General features: G+C 58.8%; 19 protein-coding genes and 1 other RNA gene. 16 read left to right on the forward strand and 4 right to left on the reverse strand.

Going from position 1 to position 25,854, the window contains the following annotated elements:
* Positions 1-9 precede the first annotated feature (9 nt).
* From pheT to selO, 11 genes are all read left to right on the forward strand, one after another.
* The gene (pheT, locus tag G9X48_RS03465; RefSeq protein WP_097641611.1) at positions 10-2,397 is read left to right on the forward strand and encodes a phenylalanine--tRNA ligase subunit beta; all 2,388 of its coding nucleotides are present in this window, start codon (positions 10-12) and stop codon (positions 2,395-2,397) included.
* 4 nt (positions 2,398-2,401) lie between these two features.
* Positions 2,402-2,701 (forward strand): integration host factor subunit alpha, encoded by a 300-nt coding sequence (gene ihfA / locus G9X48_RS03470; RefSeq protein WP_004387086.1) that lies wholly within the window; start codon positions 2,402-2,404, stop codon positions 2,699-2,701.
* Between the two features lie 77 nt (positions 2,702-2,778).
* Positions 2,779-3,780 (forward strand): vitamin B12 ABC transporter permease BtuC, encoded by a 1,002-nt coding sequence (gene btuC / locus G9X48_RS03475; RefSeq protein ID WP_029038968.1) that lies wholly within the window; start codon positions 2,779-2,781, stop codon positions 3,778-3,780.
* Positions 3,781-3,809: 29 nt separating this feature from the next.
* Entirely contained in the window at positions 3,810-4,361 is a 552-nt protein-coding gene (locus tag G9X48_RS03480; RefSeq protein WP_004387815.1) for a glutathione peroxidase, read from the forward strand.
* A gap of 2 nt (positions 4,362-4,363) precedes the next feature.
* Positions 4,364-5,107: a vitamin B12 ABC transporter ATP-binding protein BtuD gene (gene btuD / locus G9X48_RS03485; RefSeq protein ID WP_165770551.1), complete on the forward strand. Its 744-nt coding sequence runs from the start codon at positions 4,364-4,366 to the stop codon at positions 5,105-5,107.
* Positions 5,108-5,184: 77 nt separating this feature from the next.
* Positions 5,185-5,649: an NlpC/P60 family protein gene (locus G9X48_RS03490; protein ID WP_004387814.1), complete on the forward strand. Its 465-nt coding sequence runs from the start codon at positions 5,185-5,187 to the stop codon at positions 5,647-5,649.
* A 192-nt stretch (positions 5,650-5,841) separates the two neighbouring features.
* On the forward strand, positions 5,842-7,179 hold the full coding sequence (locus tag G9X48_RS03495) for a PTS transporter subunit EIIC (RefSeq protein ID WP_097641610.1): 1,338 nt from the start codon (positions 5,842-5,844) through the stop codon (positions 7,177-7,179).
* Positions 7,176-8,492, forward strand: coding sequence for a 6-phospho-beta-glucosidase (locus G9X48_RS03500; protein WP_097641609.1), 1,317 nt, complete (start codon positions 7,176-7,178; stop codon positions 8,490-8,492). The genes G9X48_RS03495 and G9X48_RS03500 overlap by 4 nt, the downstream gene beginning before the upstream one ends.
* Positions 8,493-8,552: 60 nt before the next feature.
* On the forward strand, positions 8,553-9,545 hold the full coding sequence (locus G9X48_RS03505) for a LacI family DNA-binding transcriptional regulator (protein WP_255212327.1): 993 nt from the start codon (positions 8,553-8,555) through the stop codon (positions 9,543-9,545).
* Positions 9,546-9,696: 151 nt separating this feature from the next.
* Positions 9,697-10,416, forward strand: a complete 720-nt coding sequence (locus G9X48_RS03510) for an EAL domain-containing protein (protein ID WP_007849483.1) — start codon at positions 9,697-9,699, stop codon at positions 10,414-10,416.
* 61 nt (positions 10,417-10,477) lie between these two features.
* Complete coding sequence (gene selO / locus G9X48_RS03515; protein WP_097641608.1) at positions 10,478-11,926, forward strand: protein adenylyltransferase SelO; 1,449 nt, start codon at positions 10,478-10,480, stop codon at positions 11,924-11,926.
* Between the two features lie 72 nt (positions 11,927-11,998).
* Here the strand turns inward: selO and G9X48_RS03520 are convergent, their stop codons facing one another.
* Complete coding sequence (locus G9X48_RS03520; RefSeq protein ID WP_097641607.1) at positions 11,999-13,045, reverse strand: 3-deoxy-7-phosphoheptulonate synthase; 1,047 nt, start codon at positions 13,043-13,045, stop codon at positions 11,999-12,001.
* Positions 13,046-13,199: 154 nt separating this feature from the next.
* On the reverse strand, positions 13,200-14,033 hold the full coding sequence (locus G9X48_RS03525) for a pyruvate, water dikinase regulatory protein (protein WP_004387810.1): 834 nt from the start codon (positions 14,031-14,033) through the stop codon (positions 13,200-13,202).
* Between the two features lie 332 nt (positions 14,034-14,365).
* On the opposite strand from G9X48_RS03525, the gene ppsA reads away from it, so the two are divergent.
* From ppsA to G9X48_RS03540, 3 genes are all read left to right on the forward strand, one after another.
* Complete coding sequence (ppsA, locus tag G9X48_RS03530) at positions 14,366-16,744, forward strand: phosphoenolpyruvate synthase (RefSeq protein ID WP_014729065.1); 2,379 nt, start codon at positions 14,366-14,368, stop codon at positions 16,742-16,744.
* Positions 16,745-16,962: 218 nt separating this feature from the next.
* The gene (locus G9X48_RS03535) at positions 16,963-18,351 is read left to right on the forward strand and encodes an MFS transporter (protein WP_004387808.1); all 1,389 of its coding nucleotides are present in this window, start codon (positions 16,963-16,965) and stop codon (positions 18,349-18,351) included.
* 3 nt (positions 18,352-18,354) lie between these two features.
* Complete coding sequence (locus G9X48_RS03540; RefSeq protein ID WP_097641606.1) at positions 18,355-20,724, forward strand: glycoside hydrolase family 3 N-terminal domain-containing protein; 2,370 nt, start codon at positions 18,355-18,357, stop codon at positions 20,722-20,724.
* 15 nt (positions 20,725-20,739) lie between these two features.
* On the opposite strand, the gene rprA is transcribed toward G9X48_RS03540, so the two are convergent.
* Positions 20,740-20,847, reverse strand: an RNA gene (gene rprA / locus G9X48_RS03545) — antisense sRNA RprA.
* A 183-nt stretch (positions 20,848-21,030) separates the two neighbouring features.
* Positions 21,031-22,149, reverse strand: a complete 1,119-nt coding sequence (ydiK, locus tag G9X48_RS03550) for an AI-2E family transporter YdiK (RefSeq protein ID WP_004386929.1) — start codon at positions 22,147-22,149, stop codon at positions 21,031-21,033.
* A gap of 214 nt (positions 22,150-22,363) precedes the next feature.
* Between ydiK and G9X48_RS03555 the strand changes: the two genes are divergently transcribed.
* Both G9X48_RS03555 and menI read left to right on the forward strand, forming a co-directional pair.
* Positions 22,364-25,420: an FAD-binding and (Fe-S)-binding domain-containing protein gene (locus tag G9X48_RS03555; RefSeq protein ID WP_063264721.1), complete on the forward strand. Its 3,057-nt coding sequence runs from the start codon at positions 22,364-22,366 to the stop codon at positions 25,418-25,420.
* Positions 25,417-25,827: a 1,4-dihydroxy-2-naphthoyl-CoA hydrolase gene (menI, locus tag G9X48_RS03560; protein ID WP_032993949.1), complete on the forward strand. Its 411-nt coding sequence runs from the start codon at positions 25,417-25,419 to the stop codon at positions 25,825-25,827. Before G9X48_RS03555 ends, menI begins: the two co-directional genes overlap by 4 nt.
* Positions 25,828-25,854 lie beyond the last annotated feature (27 nt).

A 25,854-nucleotide genomic window follows, 5' to 3' on the forward strand; every position in this document is an offset into this window, starting at 1 on the left:
GACAGAACAATGAAATTTAGCGAACTGTGGTTACGCGAGTGGGTTAATCCGGCCCTCGACAGCGAGGCGCTGGCGAATCAAATCACGATGGCGGGTCTCGAAGTGGATGGCGTGGAGCCGGTCGCGGGCGCGTTTCACGGCGTGGTCGTGGGCGAAGTCGTCGAATGCGGCCAGCATCCGAATGCCGACAAACTGCGCGTCACGAAAGTCAACGTGGGCGGCGAACGCCTGCTCGATATCGTCTGCGGCGCGCCGAACTGCCGTCAGGGGCTTAAAGTGGCGGTAGCGACCGTCGGCGCGGTCCTGCCGGGCGATTTTAAAATCAAAGCGGCGAAACTGCGCGGCGAGCCGTCCGAAGGGATGCTGTGCTCGTTCTCTGAGCTTGGGATTTCCGACGATCACAGCGGCATTATCGAACTGCCGGCCGATGCGCCGATTGGTACGGATATTCGCGAATACCTGAAGCTTGATGACAACACCATCGAAATCAGCGTGACGCCGAACCGCGCCGACTGCCTGGGTATTATCGGTGTTGCGCGCGATGTCGCAGTGCTTAATGCCGAGCCGCTGAATGCGCCGGACATCGCGCCGGTCGCGGCGACCATCAACGATACGCTGCCGATTCAGGTCGACGCCGCAGACGCCTGCCCGCGCTATCTGGGCCGCGTTGTGAAAGGCATCGATGTGACCGCGCCGACGCCGCTGTGGATGCGTGAAAAACTGCGTCGCTGCGGCATTCGTTCAATCGATGCCGTGGTTGACGTAACTAACTACGTGCTGCTTGAACTGGGCCAGCCGATGCACGCGTTCGATCTCGATCGTATCGACGGCGGCATCGTAGTACGCATGGCGAAAGAGGGCGAAACGCTGACGCTGCTGGACGGCAACGAAGCGACCCTGAACGCCGATACGCTGGTTATTGCCGACCATAACAAAGCGCTGGCGATGGGCGGTATTTTCGGCGGCGAGCACTCTGGCGTTAACGGCGAAACCCGCAACGTCCTGCTGGAATGCGCCTTCTTCGCGCCGCTCGCCATCACCGGCCGCGCACGCCGTCATGGCCTGCACACCGACGCTTCTCACCGTTACGAGCGCGGCGTTGACCCGCAGCTGCAGTTCAAAGCGATGGAGCGCGCCACGCGTCTGCTGCTTGATATCTGCGGCGGCGAAGCAGGCCCGGTTATCGATGTCACCAGTGAAACCCATCTGCCGACGCGCGCGACCATCACGCTGCGCCGCAGTAAACTCGATCGCCTGATCGGCCATCACATTGCCGATGCACAGGTCACCGATATCCTTAAGCGTCTCGGTTGTGAGGTGACGGAAGGGCAGGACGAGTGGCAGGCGGTCGCGCCGTCATGGCGTTTTGACATCGCGATTGAAGAAGATCTGGTGGAAGAAGTGGCCCGCGTTTACGGCTACGACAACATTCCGAACGAGCCGGTACAGGCCTCGCTGGTAATGGGCAACCATCGTGAAGCGGATCTCTCGCTCAAGCGCGTGAAAACGCTGCTAAACGATCACGGCTTCCAGGAAGTGATCACCTACAGCTTCGTCGATCCAAAAGTGCAGCAGCTGCTGCATCCGGGTGAAGAAGCGCTGATCCTGCCAAGCCCGATCTCCAGCGAAATGTCGGCGATGCGCCTGTCGCTGCTGAGCGGTCTGCTTACCACGGTCGTTTATAACCAGAACCGTCAGCAGAGCCGCGTTCGTATCTTTGAAACGGGCCTGCGCTTTGTGCCTGATACACAGGCAGACCTCGGTATTCGCCAGGATCTTATGCTGGCAGGCGCGCTGTGCGGCAACCGTTATGAGGAGCACTGGGATCTGGCGAAAGCCAGCGTTGACTTCTACGATTTGAAAGGGACGCTGGAATCGGTTCTGGAACTTACGGGTAAATTATCTGAAATTGAGTTCCGTGCAGAAGCCAATCCGGCCTTGCATCCCGGCCAAAGTGCTGCCATTTATTTAAAAGGCGAACGCATTGGTTTTATTGGCGTTGTGCATCCTGAGCTTGAGCGTAAGCTTGACCTCAATGGCCGCACACTGGTGTTTGAGCTGCTCTGGAGCAAGATTTCCGAGCGTGCCATACCGCAGGCGCAGGAGGTTTCCCGCTTCCCGGCGAACCGCCGCGACATCGCCGTTGTGGTCGCTGAAAACGTACCGGCAGCAGATATTTTGGCCGAGTGTAAGAAAGTTGGCGCAAATCAGGTAGTTGGCGTAAACTTATTTGACGTGTACCGCGGTAAGGGTGTTGCGGAGGGTTATAAGAGCCTTGCCATCAGCCTGATCCTTCAGGATACCGGCCGTACACTCGAAGAAGACGAGATTGCCGCTACTGTTGCGAAATGTGTAACGGCACTAAAAGAGCGATTCCAGGCATCATTGAGGGATTGAACCTATGGCGCTTACAAAAGCTGAAATGTCAGAATATCTGTTTGATAAGCTTGGGCTTAGCAAGCGGGATGCCAAAGAACTGGTAGAGCTGTTTTTCGAAGAGATCCGTCGCGCTCTGGAAAATGGCGAGCAGGTAAAACTCTCCGGTTTCGGTAATTTTGACCTGCGTGATAAGAACCAACGTCCCGGACGCAACCCGAAAACCGGTGAAGATATTCCCATTACGGCTCGCCGTGTGGTTACCTTCCGCCCGGGGCAGAAGTTGAAAAGTCGCGTAGAGAACGCTTCGCCGAAAGAAAATTAATCTGACCTGACCAAAAAGGCCGCATCCCGCGGCCTTTTTTCTTTGTCGTGCGTAAAGCGAGCCGTAAAATCAAAGGCATGAAATCTCAACTCGCCTCACTTTCCCTGTGTATTCATACCCAACGCCGCCGCGAGCGACGCGTGCTCATGGGCCTTGCGCTGGCGCTCGTACTGGCGGTGATGGTGAGCCTCTGCGCGGGCGACGTCTGGCTCTGGCCTGCGGCATGGGCAGGCGATGCAGGGAAACTCTTCGTCTGGCAAATCAGGCTACCGCGAACGCTTGCCGTTGTGCTGGTGGGCGCAGCGCTTGCGCTCTGCGGCACGATGATGCAGGCGCTGTTTGAAAACCCGCTCGCAGAACCCGGGCTTCTTGGCGTCTCTAATGGCGCGGGCGTGGGGCTGGTCGCGGCGGTCATGCTTGGCGGCGGCGTGCTGCCAGGCTGGTCGCTCGGGCTCTGCGCCATCGCGGGCGCGCTTATCGCCACGCTTATTTTGCTGCATTTCGCGCGGCGCCATCTCTCCACCAGCCGTCTGTTGCTGGCAGGCGTCGCGCTCGGCATCGTCTGTAGTGCGCTCATGACCTGGGCCGTCTATTTTTCCACCAGTCTTGATCTGCGCCAGCTCATGTACTGGATGATGGGCGGTTTCAGCGGCATCGACTGGCAGCAGGGCTGGCTGATGCTCGCGCTGATTCCGCCGCTCGTCTGGGGCGGGATGCAGGCGAGGGCGCTGAATATGCTTTCTCTTGGCGAAACGTCCGCGCGTCAGCTTGGCCTGCCGGTCTGGCTGTGGCGCAACGCCCTGGTCATCGTCACCGGCTGGCTTGCGGGCGTCAGCGTGGCGCTCGCTGGCGCGATTGGTTTTGTCGGCCTTGTGGTGCCGCATATGCTGCGCCTGTGCGGCATTACCGATCATCGGGCATTACTGCCCGCCGCGATGCTGGCAGGCGGTGGCGTGCTGCTCGCGGCCGATATCATCGCGCGTCTGACGCTCGCGGCCGCAGAGCTGCCGATTGGCGTAGTCACCGCCACCCTGGGCGCGCCGGTATTTATCTGGCTATTATTAAAGGCTGGACGCTAGTTCCATCTCACTCTTCTTAAGGGGAAGCTATGCAACACGACATTCTTAATACCGAAGTGACCACCATTGACGGTGAAACCATTTCGCTTGAGCAGTACAAAGGCAAAGTGCTGTTGATCGTTAACGTCGCCTCAAAGTGCGGGCTGACGCCTCAGTATGAGCAGCTGGAAAATATTCATAAAGCCTGGGAGCCGTCCGGCTTTCGCGTACTGGGCTTCCCGTGCAACCAGTTTCTGGGCCAGGAGCCGGGCAGCGAAGACGAGATCAAAACGTTCTGCAGCACCACTTACGGCGTGACGTTCCCGATGTTCAGCAAAATCGACGTCAACGGTGATAACCGCCATCCGCTGTATCAGAAGCTCATCGCCGCCGCGCCGAAAGCCGTCGCGCCGGAGCAGAGCGGTTTCTATGAGCGGATGGCGAGTAAAGGCCGCGCGCCGCTCTACCCGGACGACATCCTCTGGAACTTTGAAAAATTCCTCGTGGGCCGCGACGGTCAGGTGATCCAGCGCTTCTCGCCGGATATGACGCCGGAAGATCCCATCGTAATGGAAGCCATTAAGCTGGCGCTGGCGAAGTAACGATGCCTTTGATGCAGCTGCGTGATGTTGCGGTGGGCACCCGCCTTGGGCCGCTTTGCGCGACGCTTGAGGCGGGCGATATTGTCCATCTGGTCGGCCCTAACGGGGCGGGCAAAAGCACGCTGCTGCATCGTATGGCGGGCCTGTCTGATGGCGCAGGCGAAATCTTCTTGGACGGCCAACCGCTTACGTCGCTGAGCGCGGCCACGCTGTCGCGTCAGCGGGCGTATCTGACGCAGCAGCAGACGCCGCCATTCGCCATGCCGGTCTGGCACTATCTTACGCTCCATGGTGGCGCGCAGTGCGCCGCCGCGCTGGAAGAGGTGGCGCGCAGTCTGATGCTTGACGACAAGCTGACGCGTCCGGTTAACGCGCTCTCCGGCGGCGAATGGCAGCGCGTGCGCCTCGCCGGTGTTATCTTACAAATCCACCCGCGCAATCATCCGCACGGCAGGCTGCTGATTCTCGACGAGCCGATGAACAGTCTGGACGTCGCGCAGCAGGCCGCGCTCGACAGGCTTCTGGCTACGCTGTCAGCGTCAGGGATTGCGGTGGTGATGAGCAGTCACGATTTAAACCATACGCTGCGCCACGCGCATCGCGTCTGGCTTCTGCGCGAGGGCAAAATGCTCGCCCAGGGCGCGCGTGATGAGGTGATGACGCCAGCGCGGCTCGGCGAGGCTTACTGCTTGCCGTTTCGCCGCTTACAGATTGACGGCCACAGCCTGCTTATCAATGCGCTCTGAGCGCGACCATCTTGCCAGCCGACGCGCTGGCGGCTACATTAGCGAAAAATCACAAGGCCAGAGGATTTGCCTGAAAAATGCGGCTATGGATCTTTCTTGTTGCGACGCTGCTGCTGGCGGGATGTAGCTCCCACCGCGCGCCGCCGCCAAATGCACGACTTTCCGACTCCATCACCGTGATTGCTGAACTCAACGACCAGCTGAACCACTGGTACGGCACGCCTTACCGCTACGGCGGCATGAGCCGCGGTGGCGTGGACTGTTCTGGCTTTGTGATGATGACCTTCCGCGATCGTTTCTCGCTGATGCTGCCACGCGAAACCCGTCAGCAGGCGGAGATCGGGACTGAAATTGACAAGGACGAGCTGCTGCCTGGCGATTTAGTCTTCTTTAAAACCGGCTCCGGACAAAACGGCCTCCATGTCGGCATCTACGACACCGATAACCAGTTTATCCACGCCTCCACCAGCCGCGGCGTGATGCGTTCTTCTCTTGATAACGTCTACTGGCGCAAAAAGTTCTGGCAGGCGCGCCGCATCTAGTGTTCGCCCACCGCGTCCGCGGTGGGATTTCTCCCGACGTTTATCTGTGCTGTCTTTTTTATAACCATAATGAGAGCGCTCTCACAATGGCGCTTTGCCGACTGAGTTACAGTGATTATGTATTGAGAGCGCTCTCATTTTAACGTCACGCAACGGGGGAAATCGCATGTATCACGCAACACGGGGTGCGCTATGAGTCTTTATACCGGAGTGATGGCGCTGGTCGAGCGCCATGTCGCGCCGCTCGCCGGACGTATCGGCACCCAGCGGCATATCATCGCTATTCGCGATGGTTTTATCTGCGCCATGCCGTTTCTCATTATTGGCAGCATGATGCTTATCATCGCCAATCCGCCGTTTGATGAGGCGACGACGTCTGCCTTCGGCAGGCTCTGGCTCGGCTTTGCCAAAGCGCACTGGAACACCATCACCATGCCGTTTTTTATGACGATGGGGTTAATGAGCGTGTTTGTTTCTGTCGGGACGGCCTATAGCCTCGCAAAATCGTACCAGCTGGACGGTCTTACCGCCGGGTTGCTCTCACTGACCGCCTTTCTGCTCGTGGCCGCGCCGCAGGCTGATAATAAACTGTCGCTCGATTTCCTCGGCGGGCAGGGTGTGTTTACCGCGCTGCTGTGCGCTGTCTGGTCGGTTGAGCTGACGCGGCTGCTTAAAAAATATGGCATTACGCTGCGCCTGCCGGAGCAGGTACCGCCCGCTATCGCGCGCTCGTTTGATCTGCTGCTGCCGATGACCGGCATTCTGCTCACTCTCTACCCGTTAAGCCTGGTCATGCAGAGCGAATTCCAGATGCTTATCCCGGCGGCGGTGATGCAGCTTTTCCAGCCGGTGATTGCCGCAGGCGACAGCCTGCCCGCGATTTTACTCTGCGTGCTGCTGGCGAATCTGCTCTGGTTTGCGGGTATCCACGGCGACAATCTGGTGCAGGGGTTACTGAACCCGCTGTTTATGGCGAATATCGCTGCCAATGCGGCGCTGCTCTCTCACGGCGCGCAGACCACGCAGGTTCTCACGGCGCCGTTCTGGGCGTTCTATGTCTGCATCGGCGGCTCCGGTTCAACGCTGGTGCTGGCGATGCTGTACCTGCGAAGCCGTTCAGCGCATCTGAAAACCATCGGGCGGCTGAGTATTGTGCCGGCAGTCTTTAATATCAACGAGCCGCTGCTGTTCGGGTCGCCTGTAGTGATGAACCCGACGCTGTTTGTGCCGCTGCTGCTGGTACCACTGGTTAACGCCGTGCTGGCGTATGTGGCGCTGGAGATGGATCTGGTGCAGAAAATGGTAGCGATGGCGCCCTGGACCGCACCCGCGCCACTGGGGGCGATGATTTCCGCTGCCTGGGATATGCGTGCCGCGTTGCTGGTGGTCGTTTTGCTGGTCGTGGACGGCCTGCTCTGGTACCCCTTCTTTAAAGTGTACGAAAAACAGCTTATCAGCCAGGAGCGCGCGCAGGCGCAGGAAAGCGATGCCGTCGCCGCTTCGGCCCACACCACAGGGAGAACCTCATGACCGAACAGACTATTAAAATCGCCATTATCGGCGGCGGCAGCAGCTATACGCCGGAGCTGGTGGAAGGGCTTATCGCCCGCAAAGCGAGCATCAGGCTGCATGAACTTGCGCTGGTGGATGTCGAGCCGGGGCGCGAGAAAGTAGAGATCATCGCGGGGCTGACGCGCCGTATGCTTGATAAAAACGGGCTGGCACACGTGCGCGTGACGGTGCATTTCACGCCCGATGAAGCGATTCGCGGCGCGCGCTTTGTGCTGACGCAACTGCGCGTGGGCCAGCTCCCGGCGCGCGCCGCCGACGAGCGGCTCGGTCTGAAATATGGGCTGATTGGCCAGGAAACCACCGGCGTCGGCGGTTTTGCGAAAGCGCTACGCACCATTCCGGTATTGCTGGATATCGCCCGCAAAGTGGAAGCGTTGGCACCGGACGCCTGGATAATCAACTTCACCAATCCGGCGGCGATTGTCACCGAGGCGGTGCAGCGCCACAGCCGGGCGAAAATCATCGGGCTGTGTAATGTGCCCGTCACCATGCACCATATGATAGCCGCGATGATGGGCGCGCCATCGCAGGAGGTGGCGCTGCGGTTTGCGGGGCTGAATCATATGGTGTGGGTGCATCAGGTGACGGTGCGCGGCGAGGACCGCACGCAGGAGGTGCTCGACAAACTGTGTAACGGGGCGACGCTCACCATGAACAACATCCAGGAAGCCCCGTGGCCCGCGCCGCTGCTGCGCGCGCTCGGCGCTATTCCGTGCCCGTACCACCGCTATTTCTACTTAAGTCGTCAGATGCTGGAAGAAGAGATTGAGGCGGCGCGCGGTCGTGGCACCCGCGCCGAACAGGTGATGGCGGTAGAGCGCGAACTCTTCAGACTGTACAGCGATCCGCACCTGGCGCAAAAACCCGAGCAGCTCAGCTTTCGCGGCGGCGCGTTCTATTCGCAGGTGGCGCTGGAGCTTATCGATGCCATTCATAACGACCGCGGCACAACGCTTGTGGTTAACACTGCCAACCGCGGGGCTATTCACGGGCTGCCGGATGACGCCGTGGTCGAAACCAACTGCGTGGTGGACGCGCAGGGCGCGCACCCGCTGGTGTTCGGCGCGTTGCCGCCTGCGATGCACGCCTTAACGGTGCAGGTGAAAACGTATGAACGGCTCACCATTAAGGCGGCGGTGGAAGGCTGTCGCGACAGCGGACTGCTGGCGCTCGTGACCAACCTGCTGGTGGGCGACGCGGTACTTGCCCAATCACTGCTCGAAGAAGTGCTGACGCTGAACCGCGACTACCTGCCGCAATTCCGGGGATAAGCTCACCCGGCGCGAAAATTTCGGGTACTATCAGGTGGCCTCACAGATGAAAGGGATCGCCTGATGGTTACTCTGGAAGATGTCGCCGCCCATGCGGGCGTGTCACGTGCCACGGTGTCACGCGTGGTCAACGGCGACACCAACGTCAAATCACAAACCCGAGCGCGCGTCGAAGCGGCGATTCAGGCGCTCGGCTATTCGCCTAATCCGGCGGCGCGCGCGCTCGCTTCCAGCCAGAGCCATACCATTGGGCTCGTCACCACCTCTTACCGCGGCGGCTTTTTCGGCGCGCTGATGGATACCGTACAGAGCGAGGCGCAGCGCCACGGCAAACAGCTGCTGGTGACGCAGGGGCGTGACAGCGCGCAAAACGAACGTGATGCCATCAGCCAGCTCTATAATCTGCGCTGCGACGGCCTGTTGCTGCATGTGCGTATGCTGGAAGACGACGCGCTGCGCGCGATGGCGGCGGCGGGGCGACGCTTTGTCATCCTCGATCGCGACGTGCCGGGGCTGGAATCCCGCTGCGTCACGTTCGATCATCGGGGGGCCAGCGCGCTTGCCACCCGCTATTTTCTCACGCGTGGCCACACGGCCATTGCCTGTCTCCACGGCCCACTTTCACGCGCCTCCAGCCGTTTGCGTCTGCAGGGCTTTCTTGATGTCATGGAAACGGCAGGCCTGACGCCGGTGGCCTGTCTGGAGGCGGATTACTCGCTCCAGGGCGGCTATCTGAACATGCAGGCGCTGCTTGAGCGTCACCAGCCAACGGCGGTTTACTGCTGTAACGAAGAGATGGCCGTGGGGGCCATGCTTGCGATTAATGAAAAAGGCTTAAGGATCCCGCACGATATTTCCTGTATCTGTTATGACAGCGGCGAGCGCGCCGATTTTGTTCGTCCACGTCTGACCAGCGTTCACTTCCCAATTACGGAAATGGCACGTTACGGCGCGAAAAAATTACTGGAAGAAGAAACTGAGCAGCAAATATTCACGCCAAAAATGATGGAGCGTGATTCTGTAAAGGATCTGACTGGCGCTGGTGAAAAATGAAATACCAGGATAAGCTCATTCTGTAAGGAGTAATCTGAAATTGATGCCGAAACGGCAGGATAAATAGTCTAACAGAATCAACCTGGTTGCACGTGGTAGCGACTTAATACAGTATAGCGGGCTCCCATTAATAACGCGCAGGGCAGACAATATGATTGTTTCGCTCGATACACGGTATCAGTCTCATCTGCTGTTCGCCCCGATCGCCCACACTTCCGGGGGGCTGCTGGGCATGGAAGTTATTGCCCATTTTACCAGCCTGAATGCGCAGATTCGCTTTCCGACGGAATTCATTATCCCACGAATTAATTCTGAAGAAAGATTAATGCTTTTTTACGAAAAAATAAGTTTGCTTGAAAAGTGGCGTGAAGCATTTATAAAAAATTCGCTGTTCGCCGTTGTAAACATTGATCAGAAGATAGCCAGCGCCATTTTATCCAGCCCGACATTACGGGCGCGCCTCGCGCAATTACCGTTTCTTGAGTTAGGTATTAATGAGAATTTTCCTGAACTTAATAAGGGTAAAGAAAATAAAACGATGTTTTCACTTTCGCGTTATTTTCCATTAATGCTGAGCAACTTTGGTGCTGGTGCTGCCACGGGGCGCGCGATCTTCGACGGTCTGTTCCGCCGGGTCGCACTCGATAAAACGTTCGTGCAGAAGCGCCGCGCGGGCGGGATGTTTGAGCCGTTTATGTATGCGATCGCCAATCAGGTCGGCCCCAGTTGCCAGACGCTGATCCTGCCTGGTGTCGATAACGATGAAACATTAGAAGAAGCGCGCCGTCTCGGTTTTAGTGGCGCTCAGGGCACACTGTGGCCCGCAATGGATGGTGAAACCCTCGTTCTGACACTCGCTATGGCGCAATAACCTTAAACCTCTACCGTGTTTAATGCCTCCATAACGCACTACACTTAGTGCAGGAGGAGCCATGAGCCAACATCCCCGTTTTACCGCCACCTGGCGCGATGAACTGCCAGGTTTTTATACAGAATTAACGCCCACGCCACTCAACAACAGCCGTCTGCTCTGTCATAACGCACCGCTGGCGCGGGCGCTGGAACTCCCGGAAACGCTGTTTGACTATCAGGGGCCGGCAGGTGTCTGGGGCGGCGAAACGCTGCTGCCGGGCATGGCGCCGCTGGCACAGGTTTACAGCGGCCATCAGTTCGGCGTCTGGGCAGGCCAACTCGGCGATGGTCGCGGTATTTTGCTCGGCGAACAGCAGCTCAGCGATGGCCGCAAACTGGACTGGCATCTGAAAGGCGCGGGCCTCACACCCTATTCGCGGATGGGCGATGGCCGCGCGGTGCTGCGCTCGACGGTGCGCGAATTTCTCGCCTCAGAAGCGATGCACGGGCTTGGTATTCCCACCACCCGCGCGCTCACCATTGTCACCAGCGACACGCCGGTGCGTCGTGAAACCACCGAGCGCGGTGCGATGCTGATGCGTATCGCCGAAAGCCATGTGCGCTTCGGCCATTTCGAGCATTTTTACTACCGTCGTGAACCGGAGCGCGTCCGTGAACTGGCGCAGTATGTGATTGAACATCACTTTGCGCATCTGGCGCAGGAGGAAGATCGTTTCGCGCTCTGGTTTGGCGAGGTGGTGACGCGCACCGCACAACTGATGGCGAGCTGGCAGTGCGTCGGTTTCGCACACGGTGTAATGAACACCGACAACATGTCGATCCTCGGGCTGACGATGGATTACGGTCCTTACGGTTTTCTCGACGACTACCAGCCGGGCTTTATCTGCAACCATACGGATTACCAGGGGCGTTACGCCTTTGACAACCAGCCGGGCGTTGGCCTGTGGAACCTGCAACGTCTGGCGCAGGCGCTTTCGCCGATTATTCCGGCGGAGCGGCTCAATGCGCTGCTGGATGACTACCAGCCCGCGCTGCTGCGCGAGTGGGGCCGCCAGATGCGCGCTAAACTCGGCTTTACCGTCGAAAAAGAGGGCGACAACGACTATCTGCGGGAGCTGCTCACCCTGATGGCGCGCGAAGGGAGCGACTACACGCGCACGTTCCGAATGCTGAGCGAGACGGAACAGCGCTCGTCTGCCTCGCCACTGCGAGATGAGTTTATCGACCGCGCCACCTTTGACGCCTGGTTTGCCCGCTACCGCGCGCGGCTGGAAGAAGAGGGCGTGGAGGATGATGCGCGTCAGCGGCTGATGAAATCCGTCAACCCGGCGCTGGTGCTGCGCAACTGGCTGGCCCAGCGCGCCATCGAAGCCGCGGAGCGTGACGACGCCAGCGAGCTGTCACGACTGCTGGAGGCACTGCGTAACCCCTTCGCCGATCGCGATGATGACTACACCCATCGCCCGCCGGACTGGGGTAAGCATCTGGAAGTGAGCTGTTCAAGCTGATGCTTTAACGCAGGCGCGTAAAAAAGGGAAACCCTGGTTTTCCCTTTTTAGTATGCACGCAGAAAGCACTTTTCAGAGACGGCTTTCCACCGCCCGGGCGAGCCGTTCCAGCAGCGTTTCGCTGTCATCCCAGCCAAGGCACGGGTCGGTAATCGACTGGCCGTAGGTGAGCGGCGTGCCGGACGTGATTTTCTGGGTGCCTTCAACCAGAAAGCTTTCCACCATCACGCCTGCGATACCGGTTGAGCCCGCGCGGATCTGCTGGCAGATATCATCACAGACATCGAGCTGACGGCGGTGCTGTTTCTGACAGTTGCCGTGGCTGAAATCCACCACCAGCCGCTGCGGTAAATCAAATTCCCGCAGCGCTTCACAGGCGTCGCGAATGGCTTCGGCATGATAATTCGGCGTTTTACCGCCGCGCATAATGATGTGCCCGTACGGGTTGCCGCTGGTCTGGTAAATCGTCATGCGGCCATGTTTATCCGGCGAGAGGAACATATGGCTGGTGCGCGCGGCGCGAATGGCGTCCACCGCGATACGCGTGTTGCCGTCGGTGCCGTTTTTGAAGCCCACCGGACACGAGAGCGCGGAGGCCATTTCGCGGTGGATCTGGCTCTCGGTGGTGCGCGCGCCGATAGCGCCCCAGCTGATGAGATCGGAAATATACTGCCCGACCACCATATCGAGAAACTCTGTCGCGGTCGGCACGCCCAGCGCGTTCACCTCCAGCAGCAGGCGACGCGCCTGTTCGATACCGTGATTGACGCGGTAGCTGCCGTTCAGATCCGGGTCGGAGATCAGGCCTTTCCAGCCCACCACGGTGCGCGGCTTCTCAAAGTAGGTACGCATGACGATTTCCAGGCGGGAATCGTATTTCTCGCGCGCTCGCGCCAGACGGTGGGCGTAATCAATGGCCGCGTGTGGATCGTGAATCGAGCAGGGGCCAATAATCACCAGCAGGCGCGGGTCTTCACCGTTAAGGATTTTTTCAATGCGACGACGGGCGTCAAGCACATGGCCTGCGACCGCCGGCGTCACGGGGTAGCGTTCTGCGAGTTCCGCCGGGGTAATCAGGCTGTCGATGCGCGCAGTACGAAGTTCATCGGTTTTAATCATGGGTGTCTCAGAATCTGTTGCTTCATCGGCATCAGTGCCGGAAGTGATGGGCATCACGATAAACCAATCCGCCCTGAATACAAGGCTATTAAAAGATTCACCGGGCCACGTGACGTTACCCTAACACAGACTCTCGCACCTTTGTACTAGTTTGTCAGTACATTCGGCGATTAAGCCCCATGATGTCGAGGATTTTGGTGGCGATCTCTTCCACCGAATAGTTGGTACTGTTGATGTAGCGGATCTGATGTTTGCGGTAGAGCGCTTCCACTTCGGCCACTTCCATCCGGCACTGGCGCATCGAGGCGTAGCGGCTGTTCTCGCGCCGTTCTTCACGGATGGCCGCCAGCCGCTCCGGGTTAATCGTCAGCCCAAACAGTTTGTGCTGGAACGGGCGCAGCGCCGCCGGAAGATTCAGGTTATCCATATCGTCGGCAATAAAGGGGTAGTTGGCGGCCCGGATGCCGAATTGCATCGCCAGATAGAGGCTGGTGGGCGTTTTGCCGCAGCGTGAGACGCCAAGCAGGATCACCTGCGCCTGATCGAGATTGCGCATCGAAATACCGTCGTCATGGGCGAGCGTGTAATCAATCGCCGCGATGCGCGCATCATATTTATTCAGGTTGGCGGGGTTAAGGCCGTGGGTACGGTGAGCGACCGGCGACGGGTCGAGACGAAGCTCTTCCTGAAGCGGGGCCACCAGCGCCTGAACGATATCCTGGCAGAACCCCTGGCTTTGCAGAATTATCTCACGGACCTCAGGCAGCACGATGGAGTAGAAGACCAGCGGGCGCACGCCGGTCTGCTGGTAGATGGCGTCAATCTGCTCTTTCACCGCTCTGGCGCGGCTTTCGTTTTCCACAAACGGCAAAGTAATGCTGTTGATGCTGACCGGAAATTGCGACATCACCGCATGGCCTAATACTTCTGCGGTGATAGCGGTTCCATCAGAAATATAAAAGACCTGGCGATCGACAACATTATCCATTGTATCCGTCCTTAATTCAGGTTGATTATCATCTTAAGCATAAAATAATGCTTATACCGGGGGCATGGCACTTCTCTTATTTTTAACATTGAAACGGTGTTTTTATTTTAAGTGAACGCCGCGTTTCATTTTTCAAATATCACTGTAAATCATAGTGCAAAAGAGTAATCCAGCCTAATCAAGAAGTTACCCAATCCGGAATTTATCTGAAAATTTGAAATTTTCAATTTGCTTGAACGATTCACCGTTTTTCCCGCAGCGTTTTCTATGCCAGGCTAAAACGGCTGTCAGGTGTTTCTTAATTCCGTTCATATCATAAAAGGATTGCTTCGATGTCCAACAATGGCTCGTCATCGCTCATACTTTGGTATAACCAGCTCGGCATGAATGATGTAGACAGAGTTGGGGGCAAAAACGCCTCCCTCGGTGAAATGATTACTAACCTGTCCGGTATGGGCGTCTCTGTGCCTAACGGGTTTGCGACCACTGCCGTGGCGTTTAATCAGTTCCTCGAAAGCCGTGGCGTTAACCAGCGTATCTATGAACTGCTGGATAAAACCGATATCGACGACGTCACTGAGCTCGCGAAAGCGGGCGCGCAGATCCGTCAGTGGATTATCGACACCCCCTTCCAGCCGGAGCTGGAGCAGGCGATCCGCGAAGCCTACGAGCAGCTCTCCGCCGATGACGCCGACGCCTCCTTTGCGGTGCGCTCTTCCGCCACCGCCGAAGATATGCCGGACGCCTCCTTCGCAGGCCAGCAGGAAACCTTCCTTAACGTACAGGGCATCGATGCGGTGATGGTGGCGGTGAAACATGTGTTCGCCTCGCTGTTTAACGACCGCGCCATCTCTTACCGCGTGCATCAGGGATACGATCACCGCGGCGTCGCGCTCTCGGCGGGCGTGCAGCGCATGGTGCGCTCCGATCTCGCCGCCTCTGGCGTGATGTTCTCCATCGACACCGAATCAGGCTTCGATCAGGTGGTGTTTATCACCGCCGCCTATGGCCTTGGCGAAATGGTGGTGCAGGGCGCGGTCAACCCTGACGAATTCTACGTGCATAAACCGGGTCTGGCGGAAGGCCGTCCGGCGATCGTGCGCCGCACCATGGGCTCGAAAAAAATCCGTATGGTGTATGCCGATACCCAGGAGCACGGTAAGCAGGTGCGCATCGAAGATGTGCCGCAGGCCGAACGCGACCGTTTCTGCATTACGCCGGAAGAGGTGCAGGAGCTGGCGAAACAGGCCGTACAGATTGAGAAACACTATGGCCGCCCGATGGATATCGAGTGGGCTAAAGATGGTCACACCGGCAAGCTGTTTATCGTCCAGGCGCGCCCGGAAACCGTGCGCTCGCGCGGCCAGGTGATGGAGCGCTACACGCTGCATTCCCAGGGGAAAGTGGTAGCGGAAGGGCGCGCCATCGGCCACCGCATCGGCGCGGGCACCGTGAAGGTCATTCATGACATCAGCGAGATGAACCGTATTCAGCCAGGCGATGTGCTGGTCACCGACATGACCGACCCGGACTGGGAACCTATCATGAAAAAAGCGGCGGCGATTGTCACCAACCGCGGCGGGCGTACCTGTCACGCGGCGATCATCGCCCGCGAGCTGGGTATTCCGGCGGTGGTTGGCTGCGGCGACGCCACCGAGCGTATTAAAGATGACGAAAAAGTGACGGTTTCCTGCGCCGAAGGGGATACCGGCTACGTCTATGCCGATCTTCTCGATTTCAGCGTCAAAAGCTCCAGCGTCGATACCATGCCGGATCTGCCGCTGAAAGTGATGATGAACGTCGGCAACCCGGACCGCGCGTTTGATTTCGCCTGTCTGCCGAATGAGGGCGTGGGTCTCGCGCGTCTCGAATTTATCATCAACCGTATGATTGGCGTGCACCCGCGCGCACTGCTGGAGTTTGACCAGCAGGAGCCGGCGCTGCAAAACCAGATCCGCGAGATGATGAAAGGCTTCGACAGCCCGGTGGAGTTCTACGTGGGCCGTCTGACGGAAGGCATCGCGACGCTTGGCGCGGCGTTCTGGCCGAAGCGCGTGATTGTGCGTCTGTCTGACTTTAAATCTAACGAATACGCCAACCTGGTGGGCGGCGAGCGTTACGAGCCGCATGAAGAGAACCCGATGCTCGGCTTCCGTGGGGCGGGGCGCTATGTGGCTGACAGCTTCCGCGACTGCTTCGCGCTGGAGTGTGAGGCGGTGAAACGCGTGCGAAACGAGATGGGTCTTACCAACGTGGAGATCATGATCCCGTTTGTGCGTACCGTGGATCAGGCGAAAGCGGTAGTGGACGAACTGGCGCGCCAGGGGCTGAAGCGCGGCGAGAACGGGCTGAAAGTCATTATGATGTGCGAAATCCCGTCCAACGCCCTGCTGGCCGAGCAGTTCCTTGAGCACTTCGACGGCTTCTCGATTGGCTCTAACGACATGACGCAGCTCGCGCTCGGCCTCGACCGCGACTCCGGCGTGGTCTCGGAGCTTTTCGACGAGCGTAACGACGCCGTGAAAGCGCTGTTGTCGATGGCGATCCGCGCCGCGAAAAAGCAGGGCAAATATGTCGGCATTTGCGGCCAGGGGCCGTCGGACCATGAGGATTTCGCCGCCTGGTTAATGGAAGAGGGGATCGATTCGCTCTCGCTTAACCCGGATACCGTGGTGCAAACCTGGCTGAGTCTGGCCGAGCTAAAAAAATAATTGCGATATATTTTCAAACCCGCCTGATGGCGGGTTTTTTATTTGCAACGGGTAATTTGCACCACATCACAAATACGGGAAAAAGCAAAAAATCATAAACTGGCTGTGGATTTCTGCAATTGTTGGGGGGCGGCACGTTCACAATACTTAGGCCTGATATCGCACCCGTGGTTTGCGTGCGAGAAACACGCTTTCTAACGTTGATAAGGCCAATAATAATGAACCTCACCTCTGCTCTTACGACAAAAGATAAAATAGGATACGGCTTAGGCGATATGGCGAGCGCGCTCGTCTGGCAAACCGCCACGCTATTTCTCGCCTATTTCTATACGGATGTTTTCGGCCTGCCCGCCGCGATTATGGGCACCATGTTTTTACTGGTCAGGGCGGTGGATGCGTTTGTCGATCCGTGCATCGGCGCGCTGGTGGACCGCACCCGCACCCGCTATGGCCGTTTTCGTCCGTGGCTGCTCTGGTTCGCCATTCCATTTGGCGTCTGCTGTCTGATTACCTTCTATGTGCCGCAGGCGAGCGAAACCACCAAAATTGTTTACGCCTGCGTCACTTATAGCCTGCTGAGCCTCGTCTATTCGGCGATTAACGTCCCGTACTGCGCCATGCCCGGCTCGCTGACGATGGACCCGCGCGAGCGCCATTCCCTGCAATCCTGGCGCTTTGGGCTGTCGTTTATCGGCGGGCTTATCGTCACCGTCATCGCGCTGCCGATGGTCGACTGGCTTGGCAGCGGCGATGCGCAGAAAGGCTATTTCTACGCGATGGGGCTGATGGGATTACTGGGCGTGGTGCTCTTTTTCTGCTGTTTTTTTATGACACGCGAACGCTATCTGCCCGTAAATGACGCCAGTAGCTCAATGCTCAAGGATTTAAAACTGCTGGCGGCCAACAGCCAGTGGCGCATCATATTCCTGTTCAATATTTTATTATTAACCGCAGTGGTGACGCGCGGCTCCGCGACCATGTATTACGTGAAATATGTTCTGCTGCGCCCGGATTTAGTGTTTGTATTTATTGTCTCCGGCATGGTGGCGAATCTTACCGGTGCGTTATTATCTGAGCGCCTGCTCGGGAAATATGACCGCGTGCGTTCCTACCAGTGGACGATTATTAGCTTCGTGGTTCTTGCCGCGCTGATATTCTTTATTCCCCCAACCGCCGTCTGGTTAATTTTCGCCATTAATATCGTCTTTAGCTTTATTCAGAACCTGACCACGCCACTGCAGTGGACCATGTTTTCCGACGTGGTGGATTACGAAGAGCACCGCAGCGGGCGTCGCCTCGACGGCCTGGTCTTCTCTACCGCGCTGTTCGCCATCAAGCTGGGTCTCGCGCTCGGCGGGGCCGTGGTGGGCTGGATCCTCGGCATGGTCGATTATCTGCCAAACCAGGCGACCCAGAGCGCCAGCGTGCTGACCACCATTAACGCGCTGTTCACACTCATTCCGTGCGCGCTCTTTTTACTGATGGCGCTGCTGCTCTGTTTCTATCAGCTCAGCAGCCGCCGCGTGGCCGCTATCGCCGCGGAGCTGGTGCAAAAACGCCAGTTGCGTGAAGACACCCCTTCTCTCAAGCCTGCTATTCAGGAGTAACCGATGACAATCTATAAGGACCCAACCCGTCCGGTGGCTGAACGCGTCGCCGATTTGCTCGCCCGCATGACGCCGGAGGAGAAATTCGCCCAGATGCACGCTTACTGGCTGGTGTTGTCGCCGGATGGCGATCACCGGGAGCGTACCGACCTGAGCGATGAGTTTTCCGGGGCCACCCAACAGGCGGCGCTGGCGGAGCGGCTGAAACGCGGCGCAGGGCAGATAACGCGCCCGCTTGGCACGCATATCGTCGCACCGCGCGAAGGCGTGCGCGCCGCCAACCGGCTACAGCGGATGCTGGTGGAAGAAACGCGGCTTGGCATCCCGGCCATGTTCCACGAAGAGTGTCTGGTGGGGCTGTTGTGTAAAGACGCGACGCTGTTTCCGTCCTCGCTCAACTACGGCTCAACCTGGGACCCGGAACTGGTGGAACAGGCCGCGCAGGCGATTGGCCAGGAGGCGCGGGCTGTCGGCTGCCATCAGGGGCTGGCACCGGTGCTGGATGTCTCGCGCGATGTGCGCTGGGGCCGCACGGAAGAGACTTTTGGCGAAGATCCGTGGCTGGTGGGGCTGATGGCGACGCACTATGTGAAAGGGTTACAGGGGCCAAAACGCGACCTGCTGGCGACGCTCAAACACTATGTTGGTCACTCGTTCAGCGAGGGCGCGCGCAACCATGCGCCGGTACATCTCGGGTATTGCGAACTGAGTGATACCTTCCTGCTGCCGTTTGAGATGGCGGTGAAGCTGGCGCACGCCGGTTCAGTGATGCCCGCTTACCACGATATCGACAACGTGCCGACGCACGCGGACGATTTCCTCCTCACCAAAGTGCTGCGTGAACAGTGGGGCTTCGACGGCATTATTGTTGCCGACTACGGCGGCGTGAGCCTGCTGCATCAGCATCACGGCGTGGCGCAGGATGCGGCGCACTCGGCGGCGCTCGCCTTTAACGCCGGTCTGGATATCGAGCTGCCGAAAGATGACTGCGCGCGCCATCTGGCGCAGGCGCTGGAACGCGGGCTGATGACGATGGAAAAAGTGGATGAGATTGTCGCGCGCGTGCTGGCGGAGAAATTCCGTCTTGGGCTGTTTGAGCATCCTTACGCCGATGAGAATGACATTGTGCTGCAAAGCGACGACACGCGCCGCATCGCCCGTGAGGTAGCGGCGCGTTCCCTGACGTTGCTTGAAAATAATGGCGTGTTGCCGCTTAAAGGCACGCCGCGCGTGGCAGTTGTCGGGCCGACGGCGGACGATCCGCTGGCACTGCTGAGCGGCTACAGCTTCCCGGTGCATCTCATTATCAGCGATATGCTGGAGCAGACCAGTCAGGTGACGACGCCTCTGGCAGCGCTGCGCGAACAGCCTGGCATCGCGCTGACGGGTTACGCGAAAGGGTGCCATATCATTGAAAAACGCATGGCGGGCGCGCCGGTTTTCCCCGGCGACAGCGGCGAAAAACCGATGCAGCAGTCGCCGGTCTCAGACGATGTGTCGCTGATCCCCGAGGCGGTGCGGCTCGCCACCGAAAGCGATGTGGTGCTGGCGTTTGTAGGCGATCTCTCCGGGCTTTTCCAGAGCGGCACCGTGGGCGAAGGCTCTGACACCGACAGCCTGCAACTGCCGGGCGTGCAGCAACAGCTGCTGGAAGCGCTGGTGGAGACCGGCAAACCGGTGGTGGTCGTGATGACCGGCGGGCGGCCTTATCACCTGGGCGGGCTGGAATCACGCGTTGCGGCGTGGGTGATGGCCTGGGCGCCGGGGCAGGAGGGCGGCCACGCGATTGCGGATCTGCTGACCGGGAAGCGCGAGCCGCAGGGCAGGCTGGTCGTATCGGTGCCGAAAAGCGCGGGCGCGATGCCTTACTACTACAACCACAAGCTCAAGAGCGGCGGCACGCCTTACGCGTTTCACTTCGGCTCGCGCTATCCGTTCGGCTATGGCAAAACCTGGACAACGTTCCGCTACGGCGAGCTGGAGATAGCGCAGTCGCGCGTGCCGATGAATGGCGATGTTGAGGCATCTGTCACCGTCACTAACAGCGGTACGCAGCCGGGCAGCGAGGTGGTGCAGCTCTATGTGCGCGATAAAGTAGCGTCGCTGGTACGGCCGGTGCAGGAGCTGAAAGCCTTCGGGCGGGTCTCGCTTGCGCCTGGCGAGAGCGCGCGCGTCACGTTCCGCATCCCTGTCGATATGCTCAATTTCACGAGCCGCGATGGTGTTCGCATTGTCGAGCCTGGCGAGTTTGAAATTCGCGTTGGCGCTAACAGTGGCGATATCCGCAGCCGTGGCACCGTGACCGTGGAAGGGGAAACGCACGTGCTCGGAAATAACTGGCGTATGCTGAGTGAGTGTTGTGTTGAGCAATAATTAACCAGCCACAGAATAAAAAAAAGCCCATCGTGGGAGATGGGCAAAGACTACACACAGCAATTCGTTGTTTCACTCAGGGGATTTCCATGTTTATAAATCAAGGCGTTGATTTATAACCGTGGATTAATAGTAGGCTTATCCATTTTTAGCGTCGATCAGATTCGTCTCAATAGTTCAGCGTTAATGAATTATTAAAGACTCAAACCACGGGATTTACGATAAATCACGGGTCTGACCAGTAGGGAAGTGAAATAATTAATAAGCAATACTTAAGTAAAAGGCGGGTTTCCCCGCCTGCGTTTTTTACTGTGCGGTTTTCTCTTTGTCGCTCTCTTCCAGCGCTTCGATAACCGTTTCTGAATCATCCTCCGGCAGCGGCGCTTCGCGCACCCAGACGGAGAACAAACGCCAGGATACCGCCAGCAATACCGGGCCGATAAACAGGCCAATCATGCCAAATGCAATCAGCCCGCCGATAACCCCTGAGAGGATCAGCACCATCGGCAGATCGGCACCCATACGAATCAGCATCGGGCGGATAATGTTATCGAGCGTGCCGACGACGGCGCTCCAGATAAGCAGTACGGTGCCCCAGGTGGCGTCGCCGCTCCAGTAGAGCCAGATAATCGCCGGAACCAGCACCGGCAGCGGCCCAAGCTGTACCAGGCAACTTAAGATCATCACGACCGTCAGCAGCGTGGCATAAGGGATGCCGGAAATCGCCAGCCCGATACCGCCCAGCACGCCTTGTACCAGCGCCGTAACCACCACGCCGAGCGCCACGGCGCGAATCGCCTGGCCTGCCAGCAGCACGGCCGCGTCGCCGCGCTTTGAGGCAAGACGAATGGCGAAATGCCGAATGCCATACGCCACCTGTTCGCCGCGCCAGTAGAGCAGGGCGCTGAACAGCAGCATCAGGCCGCAGTGCATCAGCAGTCTGCCCAGATGCGCCGCCTGGCCGATAAACCAACCGGTGGTTGTGCCAAGATACGGACGTACTTTCGCCATAATGGCCGAGCCGCCGCTCTCCACAAGGTTATGCCAGCCAAGATAAAGTTTATTGCCGATATAGGGGATGCTGTTAAGCCAGGCCAGATCCGGGATCGTCATCTTCCCGGAGCTAAGCCAGTGGATAAACGGCCCGCTGCTGTCCACAAGACTGTTAACCAGCAGCGCCACCGGGATCACAAACAGCATGATCAGGATAAGCACCATCACCAGGACGGCGAGTGAGCGTCTGCCCCACAGCATCTTCTGCAGCCGCAGCAACAGCGGCCAGGTGGCGATGACCACCGTTCCTGCCCAGGCGAAGCCCAGAATAAAGGGCTGCACAATCCACAGGCAGGCGATGATCATGACCGAGAGAAACAACACGGACAGCAGAATTTGCGGCACGTCCATGGGCTGTCGAAGTTTTACCATAAACCACATTCACCTTTTGTCATTCGCGTTACGCCCGAACAGGCGCTCCCGCCCCATGTGGGGCGCTCTTATGATGAGTGATTTCCGCGCATTTGGATAGCCGCACGCCTGGAGCATTTCTGGCAGGCATGACATATAAAAATGTGATACAACCTTGAAGGCACAACGCAAACGATAACTTCCAACATCTCATTGTCAGGCAGGTTCAGGATCCATGATCCCACAAATTTCTCAGGCACCCGGGCTGGTACAGGTGGTGCTGAATTTTTTGCAGGCACTGGAGCAACAGGGTTTTACCGGCGATACCGCCACGAACTACGCCGATCGCCTCACGATGGCGACCGACAACAGTATCTACCAGCTCCTTCCCGATGCGGTGATTTTCCCCCGCTCCACCGCCGATGTGGCGCTGATGGCGCGTCTTGCCGCCGAACCGCGCTTTAAATCGCTTATTTTTACCCCGCGCGGTGGCGGCACCGGCACCAACGGCCAGTCCCTCAATCAGGGGATTGTCGTTGATATGTCGCGCTATATGAACCGCATTATTGAAATCAACCCGGAGCAGGGTTGGGTGCGCGTCGAAGCGGGCGTTATCAAAGATCAGCTTAATGAATATCTGAAGCCCTTCGGCTACTTTTTCTCGCCGGAGCTTTCCACCAGCAACCGCGCCACGCTTGGCGGGATGATCAATACCGATGCCTCCGGGCAGGGCTCGCTGGTGTATGGCAAAACGTCCGATCACGTGCTCGGCGTACGGGCGGTGCTGCTGGGCGGCGATATCCTGGATACCCAGGCGATGCCGACCGCGCTTGCCGAGGAGCTGGGTCGCGCGCAGACCACGCTCGGGCGCGTTTACCACACCGTGCTGGAGCGCTGCCGCGAGCAGCGCGCGCTGATCCTGGAGAAGTTTCCGAAGCTCAACCGCTTCCTCACCGGTTATGATTTGCGCCACGTCTTTAACGACTCACTTTCAGAATTTGACCTGACCCGTATTCTGTGCGGATCGGAAGGTACGCTGGCGTTTATCACCGAAGCGCGGCTCGATATCACGCCGCTGCCCAAAGTGCGCCGTCTGGTGAACGTCAAATATGACTCTTTCGATTCCGCCCTGCGCAGCGCGCCGTTTATGGTCGAGGCGCAGGCGTTGTCGGTGGAAACCGTCGACTCACGCGTGCTGAACCTGGCGCGGGAAGATATCGTCTGGCATTCGGTGCGCGAGCTGATTACCGATGTGCCGGATAAAACGATGCTCGGACTTAATATCGTAGAGTTCGCGGGCGATGACGAAGCGCTGATTGACCAGCGCGTTGAAGCGCTGTGCGCGCGGCTCGATGAGTTTATGGCGCAGGAGCAGGGCGGCATTATCGGCTGGCAGGTCTGCCGGGATCTCGCGGGCGTCGAGCGTATCTACGCGATGCGTAAAAAAGCGGTGGGGCTGCTCGGTAACGCCAAAGGGCTCGCCAAGCCGATTCCGTTTGCCGAAGACACCTGCGTGCCACCGGAGCATCTGGCCGATTACATCGCCGAGTTCCGCGCGCTGCTGGACGGTCACGGGCTGAGCTACGGCATGTTTGGCCATGTGGACGCGGGTGTGCTGCACGTGCGTCCGGCGCTGGATATGTGCGATCCGCAGCAGGAAGTCCTGATGAAGCGCATCTCCGATGAAGTCGTGGCGCTCACCGCTCGCTACGGTGGCCTGTTGTGGGGCGAGCACGGTAAAGGCTTTCGTGCGGAATACAGCCCGGCGTTTTTCGGCGAAACGCTGTATGACGAACTGCGGCGCATCAAGGCGGCGTTCGACCCGGATAACCGCCTGAACCCTGGTAAAATCTGTGCGCCATATGGCCTCGACGCGCCGATGATGAAGGTGGATGCGGTGAAACGCGGCACGTTTGACCGTCAGATCCCGCTCGCGGTGCGCACCTCCTGGCGCGGCGCGATGGAATGTAACGGCAACGGCCTGTGCTTTAACTTTGACGTGAAAAGCCCGATGTGTCCGTCGATGAAAATCACCAGCAACCGTATTCACTCGCCGAAAGGGCGCGCGACGCTGGTGCGCGAGTGGCTGCGGCTGCTCTCCGACCGTGGCGTGGACCCGCTGGCGCTCGAAAAAGCGCTGCCGCAAAAGCGCGCCAGCCTGCGCTCGCTCATTGAGCGCACCCGCAACAGCTGGCACGCCGATCGCGGCGAATACGATTTCTCGCACGAGGTCAAAGAGGCGATGAGCGGCTGTCTCGCCTGTAAAGCCTGCTCGACACAGTGCCCGATCAAAATCGACGTGCCGGAATTCCGCTCGCGCTTTTTGCAGCTTTACCACACGCGCTATCTGCGCCCGGTGCGCGACCACCTGATTGCGACGGTGGAAAGCTACGCGCCGTTGATGGCCCGTGCGCCGAAAACCTTTAACTTCTTTATGAGCCAGCCGTGGGTGCGCTCACTTTCGGAACGGCATATCGGCATGGTCGACCTGCCGCTGCTCTCCACGCCGACGCTGCAACAGCAACTGGTGGGGCATCGCAGCGCGGGCATGACGCTGGAAGAGCTGGAACGGCTCACCGAAGCCGAAAAAGCGCGCACCGTGCTGGTGGTGCAGGATCCGTTCACCAGCTATTACGACGCGCAGGTGGTGGCCGATTTCGTGCGGCTGTGTGAAAAGCTCGGCTTCCAGCCGGTAGTCTTGCCGTTCTCGCCGAATGGCAAAGCCCAGCACATCAAAGGCTTTCTCCAGCGTTTCGCCCGTACCGCGCGCAAAACGGCTGATTTCTTAAACCGCGTCGCGGCGCTCGGCATGCCGATGGTGGGCGTCGATCCGGCGCTGGTGCTGTGCTATCGCGATGAATATAAGCAGACGCTTGGCGAGACGCGCGGCGAATTCCACGTGCAGCTGGTGCATGAGTGGCTTACCACGGCGCTGGCGGAGCGCCCGGCCTCGCCGGTGGGCGGCGAGCCGTGGTATCTCTTTGGTCACTGTACGGAAGTGACCGCGCTGCCGGGCACCGCCGGGCAGTGGGCCGCGATTTTCGCCAAATTCGGCGCGAAGCTTGAAGGCGTGAACGTCGGCTGCTGCGGCATGGCGGGCACTTACGGCCATGAGGTGAAAAACCACGCCAACTCGCTCGGTATCTATGAGCTCTCCTGGCACCAGGCGATGCAGCGGCTGCCGCGCACGCGCTGCCTCGCCACGGGCTATTCGTGCCGCAGCCAGGTGAAACGCATCGAGGGCAGCGGCGTGCGCCATCCATTACAGGCGCTTCTGGGGATGATTGTATGATCTGGCAACGTACCGCGACGCTTGAGGCGCTCAACGCCATGGGCGCGAATAATATGGTCGGGCTGCTCGATATCCGTTTTACCCGGCTTGATGAGCGTGAGATTGAAGCCACCATGCCGGTGGACCACCGCACGCATCAGCCGTTTGGGCTGCTGCACGGCGGCGCGTCGGTGGTGCTGGCGGAAACGCTCGGCTCGGTGGCGGGTTATCTCTGCACCGAGGGCGAGCAGAAAGTCGTCGGGCTTGAGGTTAACGCCAACCACCTGCGCAGCGTGCGCAGTGGCCGCGTGCGCGGCGTCTGCCGCGCGGTGCATGTCGGGCGGCGTCATCAGGTGTGGCAGATAGAGATCTTCGACGAGCAGGACCGCCTCTGCTGTTCATCACGGCTGACGACAGCGGTGGTGTAGATTTCGCACCGGCATAAAAAGCGCCAG

It is taken from the genome of Cronobacter sp. HA18006 (assembly GCF_011605445.1).
Taxonomy (GTDB): domain Bacteria; phylum Pseudomonadota; class Gammaproteobacteria; order Enterobacterales; family Enterobacteriaceae; genus Cronobacter; species Cronobacter sakazakii.

What these genes read in the sequence shown, in the direction of transcription:
- pheT (WP_097641611.1), top strand. Translation starts at nt 10, where the DNA reads ATGAAATTTAGCGAACTGTGGTTACGCGAGTGGGTTAATCCGGCCCTC.
- ihfA (WP_004387086.1), top strand. Translation starts at nt 2,402, where the DNA reads ATGGCGCTTACAAAAGCTGAAATGTCAGAATATCTGTTTGATAAGCTT.
- btuC (WP_029038968.1), top strand. Translation starts at nt 2,779, where the DNA reads ATGAAATCTCAACTCGCCTCACTTTCCCTGTGTATTCATACCCAACGC.
- G9X48_RS03480 (WP_004387815.1), top strand. Translation starts at nt 3,810, where the DNA reads ATGCAACACGACATTCTTAATACCGAAGTGACCACCATTGACGGTGAA.
- btuD (WP_165770551.1), top strand. Translation starts at nt 4,364, where the DNA reads ATGCCTTTGATGCAGCTGCGTGATGTTGCGGTGGGCACCCGCCTTGGG.
- G9X48_RS03490 (WP_004387814.1), top strand. Translation starts at nt 5,185, where the DNA reads ATGCGGCTATGGATCTTTCTTGTTGCGACGCTGCTGCTGGCGGGATGT.
- G9X48_RS03495 (WP_097641610.1), top strand. Translation starts at nt 5,842, where the DNA reads ATGAGTCTTTATACCGGAGTGATGGCGCTGGTCGAGCGCCATGTCGCG.
- G9X48_RS03500 (WP_097641609.1), top strand. Translation starts at nt 7,176, where the DNA reads ATGACCGAACAGACTATTAAAATCGCCATTATCGGCGGCGGCAGCAGC.
- G9X48_RS03510 (WP_007849483.1), top strand. Translation starts at nt 9,697, where the DNA reads ATGATTGTTTCGCTCGATACACGGTATCAGTCTCATCTGCTGTTCGCC.
- selO (WP_097641608.1), top strand. Translation starts at nt 10,478, where the DNA reads ATGAGCCAACATCCCCGTTTTACCGCCACCTGGCGCGATGAACTGCCA.
- G9X48_RS03520 (WP_097641607.1), bottom strand. Translation starts at nt 13,045, where the DNA reads ATGATTAAAACCGATGAACTTCGTACTGCGCGCATCGACAGCCTGATT.
- G9X48_RS03525 (WP_004387810.1), bottom strand. Translation starts at nt 14,033, where the DNA reads ATGGATAATGTTGTCGATCGCCAGGTCTTTTATATTTCTGATGGAACC.
- ppsA (WP_014729065.1), top strand. Translation starts at nt 14,366, where the DNA reads ATGTCCAACAATGGCTCGTCATCGCTCATACTTTGGTATAACCAGCTC.
- G9X48_RS03535 (WP_004387808.1), top strand. Translation starts at nt 16,963, where the DNA reads ATGAACCTCACCTCTGCTCTTACGACAAAAGATAAAATAGGATACGGC.
- G9X48_RS03540 (WP_097641606.1), top strand. Translation starts at nt 18,355, where the DNA reads ATGACAATCTATAAGGACCCAACCCGTCCGGTGGCTGAACGCGTCGCC.
- ydiK (WP_004386929.1), bottom strand. Translation starts at nt 22,149, where the DNA reads ATGGTAAAACTTCGACAGCCCATGGACGTGCCGCAAATTCTGCTGTCC.
- G9X48_RS03555 (WP_063264721.1), top strand. Translation starts at nt 22,364, where the DNA reads ATGATCCCACAAATTTCTCAGGCACCCGGGCTGGTACAGGTGGTGCTG.
- menI (WP_032993949.1), top strand. Translation starts at nt 25,417, where the DNA reads ATGATCTGGCAACGTACCGCGACGCTTGAGGCGCTCAACGCCATGGGC.